Raw genomic sequence first — 15,989 nt, 5'->3', positions numbered from 1 at the left:
CCATCCATGGGTGTGCGCCCTTTGAGGGCGCAACATTTGGCCTTAACTGGCTCTGCTCCCGTTTTCGGCAGACAGGCCGATCAGTTAAGACCGTTCGTCGGTTATGTGAACTCTTTCACAGAAGAATGAGTGCGATGGAAGCCCGGTTTAGACGCTTCAACCCCCGTTTGTACTCACTTTCGACCTAAGGTAATTCGACAGGAGTTGGCTCCGTTCATGGTTCATCGCGATACCTATGGCAGGGCCACACAGACCCTTGTCGATGAATTTCTGGGCCTGAACCGTCCTTGCGACCGCATATGCACCAAGCAGCAGCGCGCGCTGAGGGTACTCCCGCTCCTCAAAACCCAAACGACCGCGTGCGTCAGCCTCACATGCCATCAAGAAGTGTTCCAGGACTGCGGGCCGGCGGAAAGCGTCGGTACGCTGTAAGACCTTCAAAACAGTTCCTGGACGCAACTCGGAGGCCTTGTGGGCGTGCGTGTGCATCTCTCCAACGAGCACAGCGAGATGCGCACAGTCCGAGGGAACCTTGAACCGGCGATTAACGGCACGGATCAATGGTGTCCCTGCGCTCTCATGGCCGTGATGAGCTGGCAGCGTTTCGGTAGGAGATAGTCCTTTACCAAGGTCATGCATCAGAGCAGCCCAGCGAACGGGCAGCGGGGCGTTCATCTTGCAAGTCTGGGTCAACACCATCAGCACATGCACGCCGGTATCGATTTCAGGGTGATGGGCAGCGGGCTGCGGGACGCCGAACAAGGCATTCAATTCTGGCATTAGGGCCTGAAGTGCTCCGCACTCCCGAAGTACTTCTATAAAAACATGAGCGCACGGCTCCATGAGGGCACGAGAAAATTCCTTCCAGATACGTTCCGGTGGCAATTCGCTCAAGGCGCCACCCTCCGCCAAGCCAGCCATCAGGGCGATGGTCTCTGGCGCGACAGTGAAGCCCAATGGGGCATATCGGGCAGCGAATCGAGCCACGCGCAGCACACGCACTGGATCCTCAGCAAAGGCCGGCGATACATGGCGAAGGATTTTTGCTTCCAGGTCGGCCTTGCCGCCGTGCGGATCGATAACCTCCCCGTCCGCAGTCTCGGCCATCGCATTGATAGTGATGTCACGGCGAGCCAGGTCATCTACTAGTGATACGTCCGGACTTGTGAAGAAATTGAACCGGCCGCGCCGGACGCTACTTGAGCGGTCCAGTCGTGCCAGGGCGTACTCATCACCGGTGGTTGGATGCAGAAAAACTGCGAAGTCGGCGCCGACCGCCTGATACCCAAGTCCTGTCATCTGATCGACCGTCGCACCCACGACGACCCAGTCGATATCTTGTACCGGGCGCCCCAGCAGGCGATCTCGAACCGCTCCCCCAACTTTGAATACTTCCATGACTCTCCTCCTTCAATTCAATGGGCGGCAAAGCACTTCGCTACACGACCTTGAGGCGTACCCTTTTGAGCTTAAGCAGGTTCGCGAACTAGCCCGTGACCTGTACGCTCGAGCGCGGCTCCATGCGGCTTTGAAACATGGACCAATCCTGCTTATGCGGAATGGCTAAATATTGGGCCTGACTCGGTCGTGCCGGAACCAAACCAGAGAAATGGGCGAGTAAGCGCTTCGTTCCCGCAAACGGAGATAGGCCGTCAGTCGATCGGATCAAGTCATGCGATCGCCCAGCACGCTTGCTCTAACCCCCATCATCGGTATTTATTTTCCAGGGTTCCCGACCTTGCACGGCTGGGATTCGCGCCCCAAACAATGGGCTCACCATGGATAGCAAGGCCGCCGTTGGGGCGGGCTTGTGTGCGGCAAGCGGCTGCAACGGTTAGAATGCTTTCATTCATCTCGTAAACCGAGGTTCAACGTAACGAATCTGGGCAAACCGTGATTTGCACATTGCAGAGGGGTAACTAATGGCTAGTACCGAAAAAAAGGCTGTAGCAACGACAGGTAAGAATGCTACGGACAAGAGCCCCCAACTCGCCCTTTTTGAGCTTCTAGACTCCTCTGAATCTGACTACAGCAACACGATTGAGTTGTATGACGCCTTGCCGAAGTACGTCTGGGCAAACACTGAGCTGAACCTCCTGGAGAACAGTGTCATCACCAGGCAGTTGAAGTCACGGGGGGCGGTCTACACCATTAAGATCAAGCCTGCCGTGGTTGAACGGCAAAACGAGAAAGGGGAAACAATAAGCGTAATGCTTTACCCGGGCTCGCGAGAAGAGATCGTGGAGGAGGCCTTACGGAAAATAGCGGTCAATGGCAACTCCTTTGAATCCCCCGACGATAAGGAGGTTGGGGTCTTCTTCACCATCAGTCAGCTTCGTAAAGAGTTGGCCAAAACGAAGCACACCTACAGCGCACAGGAAGTCCACGAAGCCCTCGACGTGATGAGCTCGTCCCTCTTGGAGTGCTCGACGGGCTCCGGCAAGGGACGAAATAGCTACCGCGGCAACCTTTTACCCAAGCTTGCAATCACTACTCGTGAAGATTACCTGGCAGATGGCTCAGCTCGGTGCTACGCCACCTTTCACCCACTGGTGACCCTCGGGGTTAAGACGCAGGCGTTCCGGATGTACGATTACAGCATCTCGATGGGGCTGAGATCTGACCTAGCGCGATATATCTTTAAGCGACTGTCCCATTATTGGATACAGGCCTCCCTAGAGAACCCTTACCAGCCAAAGCTCGTAAGTTTTCTAGAGCAAAGCCCTCGTGGGCTTTCAGTGCGGATGAAGGACAATCTGCGCGCGATGCGTACAGCCCTAAAAAGCCTGGCAGAGCAGAAGGTAATCCTTTTCGATTGGACCGAGTTCATGATCAAGGATGAGAAGGATAAGCGAGTGCTCAAGGACGTTCAGTTTGATCTCTACCCTCACGACAACTTCATCAAACATATGATGAAGGCCAATAAAAAGTCGAGTGACATCAAAGCAAAAACGGGCATTACTGACGCGCGTGAAGCCGTTAGGGGGCAAAAACAGATACCAAGGTCTGTTCAGACCGTGGAGCAGGGTGGTGAAGACGAGTTCGTTGCGGATGATGGGTCCGATCACGTCTTCGAGTAACTCGGGCGCACCAAACCTACAAGGTCTCCACCTGGGGCGGACAGCAGTTCCATCTCCCAAAAAGCGCCTGCGACCCCAAAGTCAGGCGCACTAAACCTACAACCCCTTCGTAATATCCGGCAATCTCCGGCGCATCAAACCTACATCCCTCGTTCGCCATAAGCCTGTGACGGCCTTTTCGTCTTAGGTCAGATACCCGCCACAAAATCGGTAATCCACCCGACAGAAACCTCCCTCCGCGAGGAGATTGGGCACACGAAACCTACAACCAGTGGCCCAAGGCCGGGGATCCAGTGTGGCAGGGTCTGGATCATTCTCATTGAAATAGGGCTCACTAAACCTCCAACGTTTGGTCGCACCGATAATAGGGCGCATCAAACCTACATCCCAGTGACTACTACTAAGGAGGATCAGTTACTTAGCGCTGGAATGACGAATCATTATGAGCTTACCGCCATAACAGCTTGAAATTAAACAATTTAAGCCCAATCGCAGGCCGCCACGCCTCTGAAGATAGGGCGCAACAAACCTCCAACCTACCAAGCGCATCGATCAAAGTAGGGCCCATGAAACCTACCACTCCAAACGCGCGGTTCCCACATGAGCTTTATCACCTAACTGACTGATAAATAACTTCATTCCTTGCGCAGGTGCATTATCCACCGATCAAACCCTTGCTTAGAGATAGGGCGCACCAAACCTACAAGGCGCGTGTGCTATGGACGCTAAAATGGGCCCACACAACCTACAACGGCTACCCGAACCTAGTCAGAGATACGGCCCATCAAACCTACGACCTTCGAAGAAATGGACCCAAAGCCCTTCCTGTTTGGCAGGCCTGTGGGCAACCCTGTGGGTAAGCGCTCAAGAGTTGGAGGTTTGGAGGGCCCTATTTCATGAAAGTCGTAGGTTTGGTGCGCCCAACACACTGTGAAAGGTGAGTGGCAGCAGTAAGTTAGCTAGAAACGTCGATGTAAGTAGTAGGTTTACTGCGCCCTACCGTCTGAAGGAACTCAGTGAGTCAGAAATACCGATCGCGGGGTTGTAGGTCCAGTGCGCTGCACCCTGCAATTACTGGCAAAAAGGGACGAAATTGTGGATAACCCTGTGCATAAAAGAGGCGTGCGAAATAGCGTTGTAGGTATGCGGGGACGATAGTTGTAGGTCTGGACCGCCCTATGATGTAGGAATGCAGGGCCCATTTTATTGGCTACAGCCACGAACGCCGCGGCCCCCAGAGAGAAAGACCTCGACCTAATCGCTCTTAGTCTTGTTCTTAACCTTCTTAAACAAAAAGAAACACCACGCTACGCAATCGGTGACGCGGATAACTTTGAAAACCTTCAAAAAATAGACGAAAACTAAGCCCGTGTACGAGGTCCCGTAGCCTTGTCAGCTTCCCACAGGATCGCCTGCATTCTCCTCTCGGATTGCCTTCATAACATTCAAGAGAGCTTCTCGCACTTTTGGTGATCGCCCACCGCCACTAAAGCTCGTACAAAATTCCAATGCGAGGGAGTGGCCTTCCTTGTCGATGATCTCGATGATCACATCAGAGTCACCGTCCATGATCATTCTCAAACGACCCAAGCCCATGTCATCATGCCTTTCGAAGAACTCAAGCAAGCCAACGGAAGGTGCCTCCTCCCTCTCCTGGAGACTGAAAAATTCCTCAGCTGCACTGATCACTTGATTGCCAAAATAGTCCTGCTCTAACCGGCAGCCGTTGTCATCGACGATGTAATCACGGACTGCTTTGAGAGCTTCCCTACTAACTGAGCTCATACCAGCCCCTCCGCGGGCGTCGCTACCCACTCGCCTGGTGAAAATCCTGCAACCCGCGATCCTGTTTCGAGGAAGGCTGCTGGCGCTGTCTGACTGACTGAGATCATTTAATTGAGAACCCAGTGACTGCCAGGTAGGTGGTGTTCAGGCATTGGAGTTGTTCACGCATCTGATCTCTCTCCCCTCGTGTGAAATGATCTGTGTGCGCCGAGCGCTGGAGGCGCTCTTCAAGTTCGCCGTACTGGCGACGGAGAATCAGCGGATCACGGGTCGGCACGATGGCCATGTCCAGTCGGACGGTTTTAAGCTTCATTGTCGCTTTCCTAAATCTATAGCCCTAGTACGGATTCGTACCAGAGCCGCTTGAAGGCCATGGCCCATGGCTAATGCTGCGTAAAAAACTAAAGGCGGCGAGCCGGGCTCAGAACCTTAAGCATGATTTGCAAGGACTCGTGCCGGAAGCGCCTGACCTAGAAGCCGTTACACTGAGCAACTGCAAACCCAATCCAGGATGAAGTACCGATGTCAGATCTAATCACTTTCCCCCAAGATGACGTCGATGCCATCGTAGATGCACGTGGAATGCCTTGCCCTATCCCGGTCCTAAAGACTCGCCTAGAAGCAAACCGCATTAGCCATGGCCAGGTGCTGCAGGTTCTGTCGACAGATGCGGGTACGCGCCGTGACTTCAGGACATTCGCTGAGCAGACAGGACATGAATTGATAGGCGAAGCTGAAGAGGAAGGGGTGTTCTGTTTTTGGTTGAGAATTCAGAATTGCTGAGTGAACGCGGAACGGGCATGGCGCCCGCCCCATCAGTTCAAGTGCTACTCGGTGGCTTCGGCCTTCTTGAGTTCATCAAGTGCCGATGGATTGTTCTTGAACGCACTTGCAAACGCCGTGCGGTTTTTAGACATGAAAATCCCCACATCTTCGGCCTGTTTTTCAGACAGACAAGGAATTTGGTTCATAAGCATGCTCATGACTGACTCTGCCAGCTCAAGCATCGCGTCGTGCGCATCACAAAGTTTCCGGTCCACGAATGTAGTCTCCACGTCGCCGGTGCTGCGATAAAGGGTTTCAACAGCCATTGTTGGCCTCTCTCAGTTTTGATGTATTACCAGCTGCACTGGTGGATACCGCCTGAGCGGCACCCACCTATGCGTCACAATGCAGTCGCATGTTGATGCGCAGTGTTCGGCTGATTGGCCCGTGCCACCAGCCGCATACCTGCGGTGTCTGAACTCTCCGCACTACCTTCGCCGCAGTAAACTGCCCCCATTTCGCTGTCGATCGCGAAGCCTCGCTTAAGCTTCCTGGAAAACATGCCAATGTGATGGGCTGCCGTCACCCAGTCGCTGTACTCCTCCACGGTGAGAGTATTGCCGTGTACGACGATCGCCGGCACGTGCAACAGGCTGAGTTGAACGTAAGCCATGTGCACGGCACGGATGTCCAAATCAACCAGAGTCACGTGCAGGTGCTGCTGGTAGTTAATCTGCAGGTCCAACATCTTGTTCGTAAAACCAATGATCATGGCGCCGGAACCGCTAGCCGGTTCGGAAAGGGTGATGAATCCTCGGCGAGCGATCTGGTGGTGAATTTGATCGGTATCGATGGTTAACCCGGCAAGAAGATTTGAGATGGCGGGAGGCGTGAAGTACTGACCACGCTCAGCGCTTGAAGCGCCCAACTCCATGTACAGCTGCCCGAGGATGTCCGCACGCTCATCAGTTAACGCTTGTACCAACATGCCATGAAGCTTGCCGAACAGCCCCTGGTCCGCGGGTTTGTACTTCTGGATTAAATTTTGGTAACGGCTCTCGCGGTCCGCCTTACCCGTCTGATCAAACGCATTGCGATGTGCGATCGCCGCCATCTTGAATCGCCCCGGATTCTCTAGACACCTTGCAAGCTCATTGCGTAACGCTTTTCAAACTCTACCGGTGACAGTTGATTGTTGAAACCATGCCGGCGTTTTGCGTTGTAGAACATCTCGATGTAATCGAACACATCACTACGAGCATCTTCGCGCGAGGAATAGATTTTCCGCTTGATCCGTTCCCGCTTTAGAAGCTGGAAAAAGCTCTCGGCCACGGCGTTGTCATGACAGTTGCCTCGCCGACTCATGCTGGCAACCAAATTGTTCGCTTTCAAACAACTGCGCCAATCGGAGCTGCTGTACTGGCTGCCCTGGTCGGAGTGAACCATCACCTCCTGTTTCGGTTTTCGCCTCCAAACCGCCCTCAATAACGCATCAATGGCCAAATCACTGGTCATCTGCGATTTCATTGACCAGCCGACGACCTGACGAGAAAACAGATCCAGCACAACCGCCAAATACAGCCAGCCTTCATACGAGCGAATGTAGGTGATGTCGGTGACCCAAGCTTTGTTGGGTTCTACGACATCGAACTGGCGCTTCAGCAAATTGGGTGAGGCGACCGCTGGCTTACCGCCGTACTTGCCAGGGCGGCGTCGATACCCTGTCTGAGAGCGCAGACCTTCAAGACGCATCAGCCTCGCCACACGATGCCGACCACAATCCTCACCGACCTCGCGCAGATCGTCATGAATTTTGCGATAGCCATAAACACCGCCGCTCTCCAGCCATGAATGCTTGATCAAACCCAGCAATCGTTGGTCGTCTTTAGCGCGTGCAGATTGCGGCTCAGACAACAAAGCGTAATAACCACTGGGATGGACTTTCAGCGTCAGGCAAAGCCGCCGAATGGAATAGTCGCCCGCTCGCTGCTTGATAAAGGCGTACTTCAACCGCACTCCCTGGCAAAGTACGCGGCGGCCTTTTTTAAGATGTCTCGCTCTTCGGTGACCCGCTTGAGTTCGGCTCGCAAACGCCGCAGTTCCGCGTGCTGATCATCGTCTTGCTGCCGTTCTGCCTGAGGTTTGCTGTAGCGCTTTATCCAGGCATAGAGGCTATGCGTCGACACGCCAAGACGCGCCGCCACATCAGCGACAGGCAGCTTCTTTTCGGTCACTTGATTGACCGCTTGGATTTTGAATTCTTCGGGATAACGTGGGTTGCTCAAGGCACCTCCTGATTGGCCTCAGTTTAAGGCATGGAGGTGTCTACGAAACCCGGGGCGATTCAATACCTCAAAGCCTAATAATACTAGTCAGGACTAGGATGTCGTTTGTTTTGGATCATTGTTTATGAGGTTTGCTATGGAACAATGGACTTGGGTCATCTTTACCCTGCTAGCGGCTGTGATGCAGTCGGTGCGCACTGCTGCGCAGAAATACCTTTCTTCCAGTATGACGCCCATGGCTGTGACCTATGTAAGGTATCTCTTTGGCTTACCGTGGGTTGTGCTCTATATGCTCTGGTGGGGCGGTGATCTGACGCATATTCGCGGGCTACCGTCGGCCGCTTGGTTGTGGATACTGTTTGGCGGCCTTACTCAGATTCTAGGTACATGGGCGTTGGTCAAGGTGTCCACTCAGCGTAACTTTGCTGTTGGTTCGACTTTCAGTAAAACCGAAGCATTACAGACGGCGATTATCGGAGCCTTGTTTCTGTCTATTCCGCTAACTGTACGCGGCTGGATATCGGTGATGGTCGGTGTAAGCGGAATCATCATGTTAATTCTGCCCTGCAACGCCCTGAACTGGACTTCATGGATGAGTCCGGTAACTGGCTTGGGCCTGCTCTGTGGGTTTAGTTTTGCGATCTCATCGTTGGCGGTTTATCAATCCAGTAACCTCACCGGCTTAACTCCATTGTTATCGGCTGCGTTAGTACTGGTAATGATGGTCAGTATCCAACTTGTGGTGGTCACCTTGTGGCTGTCATTGTTTGAGCGCGGCTCTTTTTCCGCTGTATTCAGGAATTTGCCTTGGAGTCTATTTGTCGGACTGTGCAGTGCGGTTGGATCGATTGGTTGGTTTACTGCGATGAGTCTGCAGAACCCTGCACTAGTCAGGACATTGGGACAGATCGAGTTTCTTTTTTCCTTATTGCTAACTTGGTTTATTTTTGGCGAACGAATCCGGCGTAATGAGTGGATTGGCTGCGGCTTGATTATATTAAGTGTGTTGGTTCTGCTGCTGGGTCGAGTCGTCTGAGTGCCGCTGCTTAATTGCTTCTCTTATCCTAGTTATATTAGTTGCGCTGATATCGCTGAAGGTTGCGCAACTTCAAGTGATAGTGCCTAAACGTTAAGAAGTAATGTGTCAGTTCCACTGAACGATTTTCGCCTCTCTGGTAGCGATGTTGCTGCTGTTGTTCTATGTCAAATCTAACTTTCCAAGTTGAAATTATTCATTTCGATGTGAATAGTCATCAGTGCATGGTGCTGTATAATTAAATTTAAATTCTATATAAATCAATAGGTTGTGTTGGTTGTTTTTTCTGGCACTGGTTTTGCTTTGTTTTGGTTAAATAAAAGCCGCCGTAAAAATTTTACATAACGGCTATTTCTCCAGGAGACCAGCATGGCTCAGCGCATTAAGATCATCATCCCTATTCCTATGGATCAAGCAGGTGCCGATAACCGAGCTTCGCAACTGCCAGCCAATTTTATCCTGCCGGGTTTTCACCCTGAGTTCGTACCTGTTGCCAAGGGTGCTTCGTTAGGCGACAGCGCTTATGACGCGCTTCTTATGGACTTCTCAGTGGTTCAGGCGGGCATTCGCGCGCAGGAAGAAGGTTACAGCGCCGTTTGTATCGATACCGTGAGCGACTCCGGTCTGGCTGCGCTGCGTTCTCGCTTGGATATTCCGGTAATTGCGCCGGGTATGGCGGCGTTCCACATGGCATGCATGCTTGGTAAGAAGTTCAGCGTGATCACAATGTGGGATGAGTGGTTTCCATTGTATGAAAAAACCTTAACGGAATATCACTTATGGCCGCGCGTGGCTTCGCTGCGCTCGATCAAAACTCGTCCCGATCTCAAAGAGCTACTGGAAGGAAAAGAAGAGGTGGTGTTCGCCAAGCTCGAAGCCGAAGCGCGCCGGGCGATGGACGAAGACGGTGCCGATGTGATCGTGCTCGGCTCAACCACCATGCACCAGTCGCATGCCTACCTGAGCGAGCGGTTGCCGATTCCCGTGATCAACCCAGGCCTAGTGTCTTACAAGTTCTGTGAAATGTTCCTGAGCCTAGGGCTCAAGCAAAGCCGCAAGGCTTATCCCGCTCCGCAGAACCTGAACGACGCCGCTTATCACGGCTTTGCTGGTCAATAACCCCAATAAAATAAGGACACGTACCATGAGTCATCTTTCCCGTGAGCAGTTGTTGGAGTTGGCTACCCAGAAATACTTCGCCAACGTAGACAAGAAAAACATGCAGGGCGTGCTGGACTGCTGTCACGAAGACGTCGCGTTCACCATCCAAACCGACAACCTCACCCACGACGGCCACACCGGCGTGCGCAAGATGTTCGACAACCTGTTCAGTAATTTTGAAGAGATCTGGCACGGTGATTTTGAGCTGGCTGCCGACGTTGAAACGCAAACCGTATGCGCGCGTTTCAACGTGTACCTCAAGGATGCACAGGGCAACGAAACCCGCCTGCGTAACTGCAACTTCTGGTATGTCGAAGATGGCAAGTTCCGCCGTGTGTTTGTGTTTATGAGCGGTGAAAACGTACTGCGTTGAGTGTTGTTGTGGGTGTTAGGTATGCGTTGTCTTGGCGCATACCTAAACGCCTTAAGTTCAAGTTTTTAACGTCCGCCTTAGGGCGGTACGTTAATCCGCTTGAGGCCCGTCCGACGATGACGGGCAACTCACAAAAAATAAGAATAAAGGATAAAAGTCATGAGCCAGCCTACGATGCCGGGTGAGATTCGTTACCCGCACCTGTTTAGCCCACTGCGCGTGGGCAACATCACTATTCGCAACCGCCTGATGCAAACGGCTCACGCCAAGGGTTTTCATGCGGCGGACGGGTTGACCAATAACCGTGATATTTACTACCAAGCCGAGCGCGCCAAAGGCGGTGCAGGGTTGTTAGTGACCGGTGCGCGGCATGTGCATCCGCAATCGACGGGGCCCAGCCGTACCTTGGCCCGAGGCAATCGCCCGGAAATAATCGACCGTGACGCAGAGATGACAGCTGCCGTGCATGCCTTTGGCGGCCGCATCATCGCGCAGCTTATTCACTTTGGCCCACAAGGGCGCAGTGGCTCTCAAGACGATTACCGCTTGCTATGGGGGCCATCGACCATGAAGTCGCCGGCCTATAACGAGTGGGCGCGAGAAATGACCAAAGCCGAGATGGATGAGGTGTCAGAGGCTTTTGCGCAAACCGCGCTGTATTCCAAGGCCTCTGGATTTGATGGGGTTGAGCTGCACTATTCTCACGGCTATCTGCATCAGCAGTTTCTGTCTTTCGTTTACAACAAGCGCACGGATGAGTACGGCGGCAGCCTGGAAAACATCGTGCGCTTCCCCATCGAAACCTTGGCGCGGGTGCGTGCGGCAGTTGGGCCTGACTTCGTCATTGGCATCCGCGTGTCGATGGATGAGTGCAGCGTTGATGGCATGCATGCGGACACCGCGATTGAGATGACCAAACTGATGGTCGCCACCGGCTTGGTGGATTACGTCAGCGCTACCGCCGGTACTTACGCCGCCCACGCCGACCAGATTCCGCCGGGTGATTACGCGGAGAACTGGCTGGTCGCGGATGGTGCACGCATGCGTAAAGCCATTCGTGAAATCAAAGACATTCCGCTATTTATTGTTGGTCATATTGTTGATGCCGACATGGCCGAGCAGTTGGTGGCCACTGGCGCGACCGATATGGTGGCGATGACTCGTACGCAGATCGCCGACCCGCAGTACGCCAACAAGTTGCGCGACGGCCGTGAAGACGAGATCAACCACTGCATCCGCTGCAACCAAGCCTGTATTGCGCGGCTGATGGTCGGTAATGCGATCTCCTGTGTAGTCAACCCAGCAGCAGGCCGTGAGCAGCGGTTTGGTTTGCACACTCTGGCGCCGGCTGCGAGGTCGGCCAAATGGCTGGTGGTGGGCGGTGGTCCCGCGGGTATGCAGGCGGCGTTGGTGCTGCGCCAACGTGGCCATCAAGTGACGCTGTTGGAAGCCAGTGACCAGCTTGGCGGTCAGCTTAACTACGCCGCGCAACTGCCACGGCGGCACAAGTTTGGCTTTATTGCCCGCGACATGAACCTGCAACTGCGTAAAGCCGGCGTGGATATACGCTTGCAGACGCGCTGGGATGCCCAGCAGATCATTGATTTCGCCGCGGATGGCGTGATTATTGCCACCGGCTCGACGCCAATCAAAACCGGCTTCACCTCCACTCGGCCTGCCGTAGACGTGGTGCCCGGTAGCACACAGAGCAACGTGCTAAGTGTGATCGAGGTACTAAAACAGCCAGAGAACGTCGGTAAGCGCGTGGTGTTGTTTGATGAAGACGGCGGTCGCTACGCTTTGGGTACTGCGGAGTTTTTGCTGGACCGTGGGCACCAGGTGCACCTGGTTAGTCGTTTTATCTCGTTGGCGCCGAACCTAGCGCTGACCCTAGACCTGCCGGTCAATTATCAGCACGTATTCCGTAAGGGACTTGAGTACACCCTCAACTCGTGGGTGCGGCATATCGACGGCAATCAGGCGCAGTTGCTCAACCTGTTTACTGATGCCGACAGCGCTGTGTTGAGCGCCGACACCTTCATCATGGCCTGCGGTCACACCCCACAAAACGGCTTGTACCAAGCCCTGCAAGGGCGCGTGCAAAACCTGCAGTGCATTGGTGATGCGCAATTGCCAAGGCCGCTGCAAGACATCATCTACGAAGGCATGCTCGCCGGTCGCGAAGTTCTCAACTCACCGCAGCGCTTTATCGAAGCGGGTGAGCTAGAGGGCTTTGATCAGAGCTGGCGCCAAGCCTTGGTCTGATCTGTGGGGCGGAGCCTGGCCGTTACGGTCGAGGCTCCGCGTGCTTGCGCTTAGTGGAGAAGGTCGTTGAATCGAGCGTGGATCTTACTGATGGCGGCATTACCGCCGGCAATCTGGGGCAGCACCTACTTGGTGACCTCTGAGTTTTTGCCGGCGGATAAACCGTTAACCGCAGCGGTGTTGCGAACTCTGCCGGTAGGCCTGCTGCTGGTGTTATTCAATCGGCATTGGCCGCGTCCTGAACAATGGTTGAAATTACTGGTGCTCAGCTTGCTGTGCATGTCGCTGCTGCATTGGCCATTGTTTGTCAGCGCCTATCGGCTGCCCGGCGGGCTGGCGGCGTTGTTGATTTGTGCGCAGCCGCTGATCGTCCTGGTGCTGGGTATCTGCTGTTTCAGCAACGAACCAGTGGGCGTTTTGCTTGCGTCCTTAATTGGCTTTGCCGGCGTGGCGTTAGTGTTGGTACCGCCCAGCCGCCTGGCCTGGGACACCTTGGGTATTTTGGCCGCAGTGTTGGCGGCGTGCAGCATGGCTTTGGGCACGCTGTTGCTCCGTCGTTGGCGATTAGACATGCCGGTGTTGGCATTTACCGGCTGGCAGTTGCTGCTCGGCGGCCTATTGTTGCTGCCGTTTATGTTGTGGTTCGAGCTGCCGCTGCCAACCCTGCAAGCCAAGCACGGGGGCGGTTATCTGTACCTAGCAGTACTGGGCACGCTGATCCCTTACCTGCTGTGGTTTCGCGCCATGCGCTCGCTGGAGCCGGTGCTGATTTCACTGTTTCTGCTGCTGAGTCCGCTGTCGGCACTCACGCTCGGTTACGTCTCTTAGATCAAACGCTGACCCTGTGGCAGTTGGCAGGTGCCTTAACGGTATTAGCCGGCATTGTGCTGGGCCAATACCAAGCTCGGCCGCGCGCCGCAATAACAACAACAAAGTCCTGATCAGAGGTAAACCCCATGGAACACTCACGTTATCCGTTGCTATTTTCGCCACTTAAATTGCGCAACATTACCTTGCGCAATCGCATCATGCAGTCGGCCCATGCGATGGCCTTTAACTCGCCTGATGGGCTGACTAATAACCGCGATATCTATTATCACGTCGCCCGCGCCAAGGGCGGTATCGGTCTGATGGTCACCGGCAATCGCCTGATTCATCCGACGTCCAACACCTTCTGTCGCGGCTACCCGTATGGTTATCGTGAGGAAATGGTCGAGCGCGATACGGCCTTAACCGAGGCCGTACATAGTTTTGGTGCGCACATTTTTGCCCAGCTCAACCACTTCGGCGTGATGGGTGAAACCCATGCCATGGACGATTACCGGGTGCTCTGGTCGTCATCCAACATTAAGTCGCCGGTGTTCGGGGAAATGGCCAAGGCCATGGAACGTTCGGACATGGACGAGATTGTTGAAGGCTGGGTGCGTTCGGCGGAGTATTCACGTCTGGCGGGCTTTGATGGCGTTGAAATACACCTGGCACATAGCTACTTGCTGCATCAGTTCATCTCGCCGCTGTACAACAAGCGCGACGATGAATACGGCGGCAGCTACGAAAATCGCATGCGCTTCCCGCTGGAGGTGATCAAGGCGGTGCGCGACAAAGTGGGGCCGGATCTTGTGGTAGGTATTCGTCTGTCGATGGATGAGATGGTTCCTGGCGGCATGGAAATCGCCGACTGGATCAAGGTAGCACAAACGGTGGAGGCCACCGGTCATATCGACTACATCATGGCCACGGCTGGGGTGTATCAGTCGGCGACGTACATCATGCCGCCGTTTGACGTACCCAATGGCTGGTTGGTCGACCCCATTGCTCGACTTAAGCGTGCGGTGAAACTGCCGGTGTTCGCTGTTTCAGGGATTGGCAGTGGCGGTGAGGCGGAGGCGATTTTAGCCCGTGGTGACGCCGACATGGTGGCCATGACCCGCGCGCAAATTGCCGACCCAGAGTTTGCCAATAAAACCGCCGAAGGTCGCGAAGACGAAATCTACCACTGCTTGCGCTGCAACCAGGGCTGCGTTTCGCGGTTGTTTCATGGCACCTCAATGACCTGTCAGATCAACCCAGCCACCGGTCGCGAAGAGGTTTTTGGTCCGCAAACGCTGGAGCTGGCCCCTACGGCTAAACACTGGGTGGTGATAGGCGGCGGCCCCGGCGGCATGAAGGCGGCTGAAGGGCTGGCTAAGCGCGGCCATCGCGTGACCTTGCTGGAGAAGGGCGCCGAGCTGGGTGGTCAGGTTAATCATATCGTGCGATTGCCGCGCCGTGACTCCTTCGCTTGGATCACCGAAGACCTCAAGGTGCATATGGCCAAAGCTGGGGTGCAGGTGCGCCTGAACACTATGGCCACGGTCGAGATGATTAAGAGCTTGCAGCCCGATGGAGTGATTGTCGCCACCGGTTCGCTGCCGGACCGCAGTGGGTATTCCGACATTAACCCGCTGGTTGCGCAGGTGCCGGGCTTGGACAGCGAGCATGTGTTAACCGCGCTCGATGTGCTGGCGCACCCAGAGCGTGTGGGGAAGCGCGTGTTGGTGCTGGACGAGGAGGGTAATCGCTACTCGGCTGGTATCACTGAGCTTCTGGTGGAAAACGGCCATGAGGTGCATGTGCTGACGCGCTGGAATGCCTTGTTCCACCGTCTCGGCACCACCCTTGATCAGCCGGTGGTGTATGCCAACTTGTTCAGCAGTGGTTTGACCTACACGTTGAATGCTTGGATCAGCCAGGTACGCGGCACCTCGGTGGATGTGTACAACCTCTACAGCGCTGAGGAAGAAACCCTGGAAGGTTTCGACAGCATTGTGTTGGCCGTGCGCCACTTGCCGGTGGACGCGCTCTACCGCGCGTTGAAGGCTGAACTGGCCAATGTGCACCGGGTGGGCGACTGCGTGGTACCGCGTAAAACCGACCATGCCATCTTTGAAGGCTTTCTCGCTGGGCGCGAGATATTCGACAACTGGAAGCGTTACATCGAGCCTGGCTCTATTGAGCAATTCGATGGCCCGATTGCCCAGGAAAGTTTTCTCTAACACTGCTCCAAGTGTGAAATTTACCGGCACCTCGTGTGCCGGTTTTTTTTGGTGCGCCAGGCATGGCGCGTTGCGCGAAGCGCAACCAGCTTGGCTGTGGTGGCCACGCTGGTGACTTGGAGGTGAAAGTCCTCTACACACCCGGCAAGGGGAAGTGTTAGCCAGAGGCAAGGGTGTCGCGGGTGACCGCGAATCTGAAGGAAG

General features: G+C 54.5%; 14 protein-coding genes. 8 read left to right on the top strand and 6 right to left on the bottom strand.

Annotated features, from left to right (window positions below):
* Positions 1-156: 156 nt before the first annotated feature.
* On the bottom strand, positions 157-1,398 hold the full coding sequence (locus tag L9059_RS00070) for a multifunctional CCA addition/repair protein (RefSeq protein ID WP_247285341.1): 1,242 nt from the start codon (positions 1,396-1,398) through the stop codon (positions 157-159).
* Between the two features lie 524 nt (positions 1,399-1,922).
* Between L9059_RS00070 and L9059_RS00065 the strand changes: the two genes are divergently transcribed.
* Entirely contained in the window at positions 1,923-3,080 is a 1,158-nt protein-coding gene (locus tag L9059_RS00065; RefSeq protein WP_247285340.1) for a replication protein, read from the top strand.
* Between the two features lie 1,392 nt (positions 3,081-4,472).
* Here L9059_RS00065 and L9059_RS00060 read toward each other — a convergent pair.
* Both L9059_RS00060 and L9059_RS00055 read right to left on the bottom strand, forming a co-directional pair.
* Positions 4,473-4,865 carry a hypothetical protein gene (locus L9059_RS00060; RefSeq protein ID WP_247285339.1) on the bottom strand — a complete coding sequence of 131 codons (393 nt, stop codon included), beginning with the start codon at positions 4,863-4,865 and terminating at the stop codon, positions 4,473-4,475.
* 103 nt (positions 4,866-4,968) lie between these two features.
* On the bottom strand, positions 4,969-5,178 hold the full coding sequence (locus L9059_RS00055) for a hypothetical protein (protein WP_247285338.1): 210 nt from the start codon (positions 5,176-5,178) through the stop codon (positions 4,969-4,971).
* A 209-nt stretch (positions 5,179-5,387) separates the two neighbouring features.
* On the opposite strand from L9059_RS00055, the gene L9059_RS00050 reads away from it, so the two are divergent.
* On the top strand, positions 5,388-5,648 hold the full coding sequence (locus L9059_RS00050) for a sulfurtransferase TusA family protein (RefSeq protein ID WP_247285336.1): 261 nt from the start codon (positions 5,388-5,390) through the stop codon (positions 5,646-5,648).
* Between the two features lie 44 nt (positions 5,649-5,692).
* On the opposite strand, the gene L9059_RS00045 is transcribed toward L9059_RS00050, so the two are convergent.
* The 3 genes from L9059_RS00045 to L9059_RS00035 all read right to left on the bottom strand — a co-directional run bounded on the left by L9059_RS00045 (position 5,693) and on the right by L9059_RS00035 (position 7,915).
* Entirely contained in the window at positions 5,693-5,956 is a 264-nt protein-coding gene (locus L9059_RS00045; RefSeq protein WP_247285329.1) for a YebG family protein, read from the bottom strand.
* A 74-nt stretch (positions 5,957-6,030) separates the two neighbouring features.
* The gene (locus tag L9059_RS00040; protein WP_247285327.1) at positions 6,031-6,744 is read right to left on the bottom strand and encodes an N-6 DNA methylase; all 714 of its coding nucleotides are present in this window, start codon (positions 6,742-6,744) and stop codon (positions 6,031-6,033) included.
* A 20-nt stretch (positions 6,745-6,764) separates the two neighbouring features.
* A protein-coding gene (locus L9059_RS00035) for an IS3 family transposase (RefSeq protein WP_247285323.1) occupies positions 6,765-7,915 on the bottom strand; the annotation gives its coding sequence in 2 pieces (ribosomal slippage) (positions 6,765-7,681 and positions 7,681-7,915; 1,152 coding nt in all).
* 136 nt (positions 7,916-8,051) lie between these two features.
* On the opposite strand from L9059_RS00035, the gene L9059_RS00030 reads away from it, so the two are divergent.
* From L9059_RS00030 to L9059_RS00005, 6 genes are all read left to right on the top strand, one after another.
* Positions 8,052-8,951: a DMT family transporter gene (locus L9059_RS00030; RefSeq protein WP_247285322.1), complete on the top strand. Its 900-nt coding sequence runs from the start codon at positions 8,052-8,054 to the stop codon at positions 8,949-8,951.
* A 369-nt stretch (positions 8,952-9,320) separates the two neighbouring features.
* Positions 9,321-10,070, top strand: coding sequence for an aspartate/glutamate racemase family protein (locus L9059_RS00025; RefSeq protein ID WP_247285321.1), 750 nt, complete (start codon positions 9,321-9,323; stop codon positions 10,068-10,070).
* A gap of 25 nt (positions 10,071-10,095) precedes the next feature.
* The gene (locus L9059_RS00020) at positions 10,096-10,485 is read left to right on the top strand and encodes a nuclear transport factor 2 family protein (protein ID WP_247285320.1); all 390 of its coding nucleotides are present in this window, start codon (positions 10,096-10,098) and stop codon (positions 10,483-10,485) included.
* Positions 10,486-10,644: 159 nt separating this feature from the next.
* Entirely contained in the window at positions 10,645-12,750 is a 2,106-nt protein-coding gene (locus tag L9059_RS00015) for an FAD-dependent oxidoreductase (RefSeq protein ID WP_247285318.1), read from the top strand.
* A 90-nt stretch (positions 12,751-12,840) separates the two neighbouring features.
* Positions 12,841-13,578 (top strand): EamA family transporter, encoded by a 738-nt coding sequence (locus tag L9059_RS00010; protein ID WP_247285312.1) that lies wholly within the window; start codon positions 12,841-12,843, stop codon positions 13,576-13,578.
* A gap of 128 nt (positions 13,579-13,706) precedes the next feature.
* On the top strand, positions 13,707-15,785 hold the full coding sequence (locus L9059_RS00005; RefSeq protein ID WP_247285311.1) for an oxidoreductase: 2,079 nt from the start codon (positions 13,707-13,709) through the stop codon (positions 15,783-15,785).
* The last annotated feature ends 204 nt before the right edge of the window (positions 15,786-15,989 follow it).

Source organism: Pseudomonas violetae (assembly GCF_023072615.1).
GTDB lineage: Bacteria > Pseudomonadota > Gammaproteobacteria > Pseudomonadales > Pseudomonadaceae > Aquipseudomonas > Aquipseudomonas violetae.
Note: the sequence above shows the minus strand (reverse complement) of the source record. Positions and strands in the feature narration are given on the sequence as shown.

Coding starts and splice junctions, on each gene's coding strand:
- L9059_RS00020 (WP_247285320.1), top strand. CDS start 10,096: ATGAGTCATCTTTCCCGTGAGCAGTTGTTGGAGTTGGCTACCCAGAAA.
- L9059_RS00005 (WP_247285311.1), top strand. CDS start 13,707: ATGGAACACTCACGTTATCCGTTGCTATTTTCGCCACTTAAATTGCGC.
- L9059_RS00045 (WP_247285329.1), bottom strand. CDS start 5,956: ATGGCTGTTGAAACCCTTTATCGCAGCACCGGCGACGTGGAGACTACA.
- L9059_RS00015 (WP_247285318.1), top strand. CDS start 10,645: ATGAGCCAGCCTACGATGCCGGGTGAGATTCGTTACCCGCACCTGTTT.
- L9059_RS00055 (WP_247285338.1), bottom strand. CDS start 5,178: ATGAAGCTTAAAACCGTCCGACTGGACATGGCCATCGTGCCGACCCGT.
- L9059_RS00040 (WP_247285327.1), bottom strand. CDS start 6,744: ATGGCGGCGATCGCACATCGCAATGCGTTTGATCAGACGGGTAAGGCG.
- L9059_RS00030 (WP_247285322.1), top strand. CDS start 8,052: ATGGAACAATGGACTTGGGTCATCTTTACCCTGCTAGCGGCTGTGATG.
- L9059_RS00070 (WP_247285341.1), bottom strand. CDS start 1,398: ATGGAAGTATTCAAAGTTGGGGGAGCGGTTCGAGATCGCCTGCTGGGG.
- L9059_RS00010 (WP_247285312.1), top strand. CDS start 12,841: ATGGCGGCATTACCGCCGGCAATCTGGGGCAGCACCTACTTGGTGACC.
- L9059_RS00025 (WP_247285321.1), top strand. CDS start 9,321: ATGGCTCAGCGCATTAAGATCATCATCCCTATTCCTATGGATCAAGCA.
- L9059_RS00050 (WP_247285336.1), top strand. CDS start 5,388: ATGTCAGATCTAATCACTTTCCCCCAAGATGACGTCGATGCCATCGTA.
- L9059_RS00060 (WP_247285339.1), bottom strand. CDS start 4,865: ATGAGCTCAGTTAGTAGGGAAGCTCTCAAAGCAGTCCGTGATTACATC.
- L9059_RS00065 (WP_247285340.1), top strand. CDS start 1,923: ATGGCTAGTACCGAAAAAAAGGCTGTAGCAACGACAGGTAAGAATGCT.